Source organism: Geodermatophilus sp. CPCC 205761 (assembly GCF_051383655.1).
Classification (GTDB): Bacteria; Actinomycetota; Actinomycetes; order Mycobacteriales; family Geodermatophilaceae; genus Geodermatophilus.
In genome coordinates this window covers 1-2,908 of record NZ_JALPKQ010000099.1, presented here as the reverse complement: position 1 = coordinate 2,908, position 2,908 = coordinate 1, and the positions used below count along the sequence as shown (strand labels likewise).

General features: G+C 75.4%; 3 protein-coding genes. All 3 read right to left on the bottom strand.

What is annotated here, in order from left to right; genetic code table 11:
• Positions 1-222: 222 nt before the first annotated feature.
• Positions 223-1,071, bottom strand: a complete 849-nt coding sequence (locus tag MY526_RS26870; protein ID WP_436695936.1) for an ABC transporter permease — start codon at positions 1,069-1,071, stop codon at positions 223-225.
• On the bottom strand, positions 1,068-2,045 hold the full coding sequence (locus MY526_RS26865) for an ABC transporter ATP-binding protein (RefSeq protein WP_436705477.1): 978 nt from the start codon (positions 2,043-2,045) through the stop codon (positions 1,068-1,070). Before MY526_RS26865 ends, MY526_RS26870 begins: the two co-directional genes overlap by 4 nt.
• A 19-nt stretch (positions 2,046-2,064) precedes the next feature.
• On the bottom strand, positions 2,065-2,908 hold an 844-nt coding region (locus MY526_RS26860; RefSeq protein WP_436705476.1), incomplete at its 5' end, for a hypothetical protein.

Genomic DNA, 2,908 nt, shown 5'->3' with positions numbered 1-2,908 from the left:
AGCAGCCGGTCCAGCGGCTCGCCCTCGCCCAGCCCGCGGGCGTGCAGCAGCGTCTCGGCCTCGGTCGCATCCAGGGTGGCGCCGCGCTCGGCGCGGGCGACCGCCCGGCGCACGGCGGACTCGGTGGGGGCAAGCGGCTCGCTCATCAGGCCTGACGCTAGTCCCTCGGCCCCCTTGCAGGGTCCCGCCACGAGCTTGCGAGTGGGGGCAGGGGGTCCTTCTTCAGACGTCCCGGCGCTGGAAGGACAGGGCGGTCAGGCCCCAGATCGCGGCGATCCAGAGGGCGGCCCACGCCAGGTACGCGGGCGCCAGCGGCGCCTCGCTGAGGAAGGGGAAACCGCCCTCGCCGGGGCCCATCTGGACGAGTGCGATCGGGTCCTGGAAGGCGTTCATGGCACCGCGCCACAGGCCGTCGGTGGGCAGGATGACCCGGGACACGGTGCCCACGCGCTCGACGCCCTCGTTGCCCAGTGCCCCGCCGATCCCACCGACGACGCCCGCGACCCAGGTCGCCCCGAAGAGCCCGACCGCGATGATGCCCGACGCCATCGGCGAGACGACGCTGGACAGCAGGAGGGCCAGCGTCAGCAGCACGACGGTCTGGCCCGCGAGCAGGGCGAGCCCCGCGGCGGGTGACGGGGGCCAGTAGCCGACCGCCGCACGGACGACGAGGATCTCGGCGAGGCCGGCGAGGACCACGTAGCCGGAGCCGAAGGCGACGAGCCCCAGCCACTTGCCGAGCAGGACGGCCGACCGGCGGACCGGGCGGGCGAGGATCGCCAGCGCCTGCCCCGACTCCACCTCGCCGGCCAGCGTGGGGCCCGCGAGGAACGCCGTGCCGATCGCGGCGATGAGGCTCAGCCCGAACATGATCAGGTTGAGCAGGAGAGACGCCACCAGGCGGGCCTCGCCGCTGGTCATGGTGCCCAGCTCGGTGTCGAGGCCGACCAGCTTGGAGAAACCCCAGCCGCTCAGCACGAGCAGCACCACGGTCAGCGCCAACAGGGCCCAGACCACCCGTCGTCGGGCGGCCTCGCGCAGCGTGAGCCCGGCGATGGTCAGCGCGGTCATCGGGTGGCCGCCTCGGGCTCGTCGTGACGCAGGATGCCGAGCAGCCGGTCCTCGAGGCTGATCCGGACCGGCTCGACGGCGTGCACGCGGACGCCTCTGCCGACGAGGTCGCGCACCAGATCGGGCACGGTCACGCCGTCGTCGTCCGCGGTGAGCTGGACGGTGAACCAGTCGCCGCTGCGGCTCATCGAGCCGGCCGCCCGCAGCCGGTCCTCCGCCGGCCCGTCCACCCCGTCCAGCCGCAGGCGCACCTCGCGCTGCCCGAGCAGCTCGGCCAGGGTGCCCGACGCCGCCACGCGGCCCTGGTCGAGGATCACCACCCGGTCGCACACCCGCTCCACCTCGCCGATGAGGTGGGAGTTGAGGAGGACGGCGACGCCGCGGGACTTCAGCGAGAGCACGAGGTCGCGGACGTCGACCCGGCCGATCGGGTCGAGCGCGCTGGTGGGCTCGTCGAGGACGACGAGCTCGGGACGGGCGACCAGGGCGACGGCGAGGCCGAGCCGCTGCTGCATGCCCTTGGAGAACCCGCCCACCCGGTCGCCCGACCGCTCCCCGAGCCCGACGAGGGCCAGGCACTCCCGCCGCTGGTCGGCGGAGACGTCGACCCGGGCGAGCCTGACGTGCAGGTCCAGCACCTCCGCCGGGGTCAGCCAGGGCTGGTAGCGGAAGAGCTCGGGGAGGTACCCGACGGCGCTGCGGGACCGCGGATCGGACGAGCGCCGCCCGAGCAGCAGCACCTCACCCGCGTCGGGCCGCACGAGCCCCAGGAGCATCTTGATGACGCTGGTCTTCCCGGCGCCGTTGGGGCCGAGCAGGCCCAGCACCTCGCCGCGGCCGACCGTGAAGGACACGTCGTCGAGGGCGGTCCGGCGTCCGTACCGCTTGCGCAGTCCGGAGCACCAGACCGCCGGGGACGGCGGCAGGCCGGCCAGCCCGTGGGCCGGGGATCCCGCAGTGGTGTCGGACGTCATCCCGCGGACGGTAGCGGCGTCAGCGGAGCGCACGGGCGACCGACAGGAGCTCGTCGGCGCTGAGCGACCCGGCGACCCCCGTCATCACCCCGTCCTCGACCCAGACCACGCCCGCGAAGAGCCCGTTGCGGGAGGTCAGCACCGTGGCGTCCGCCCCGTCCACGTCCGCCTCGGAGGTGGTCACCAGCTCGGCCGGCACCGGCAGGGGCAGCGTCCCGCGGTCCGCCGACAGGTCCGCCAGCTGGTCGGCGAGGCCGGGCGGCAGGCCGGGGAGGGACAGCAGGTAGTCGCGCACCGTCTCGAACGGGACGCCGGAGGAGTCCACCCGGGGCGCGCCGACCCGGGCGACGACGAGCGTGGGCACGCCCGTCGGCTGCGACCAGACGGCCGCGACGCCCGGACCGGCCTGCAGCCGGAGCCGGCTGCCGTCGATCCCGGCGGGAACCGGGGGCAGGACCTCGCCCTCGGCGGCCGCGGCCTGGGCCGCCTTGTCGGCCGAGAAGGTGAAGGTGGCACTCACGATGCCCGCGGCCTGGTAGGCCGGTTCCCCCGTCACGCCCTCGGGCAGCTCGGCGACCTCGGGGACGGCCAGACCGGTCCGCTCGCGCGCGGCCGCCGCATCGGCCACCTGCTCCGGGTCGGGCTCCTGCGTGATCTGCAGGTCGCCGTACGCGGAGAGGTCGGGCACCTGGACGAGATCGGTGGAGGTCACCTCGACGGGGTCGACGCGCTCGGTCTGGAAGATCGGCAGCCAGTCGTTGGCCGCTGCGACGCCGGCGCCCCCCACCAGGACCACCGCGGCGACCGCGGCGCCCGCGGGCCGCCGCACCGTCGTCCACCACCGGCCGCGCGCGGCGGCCGCC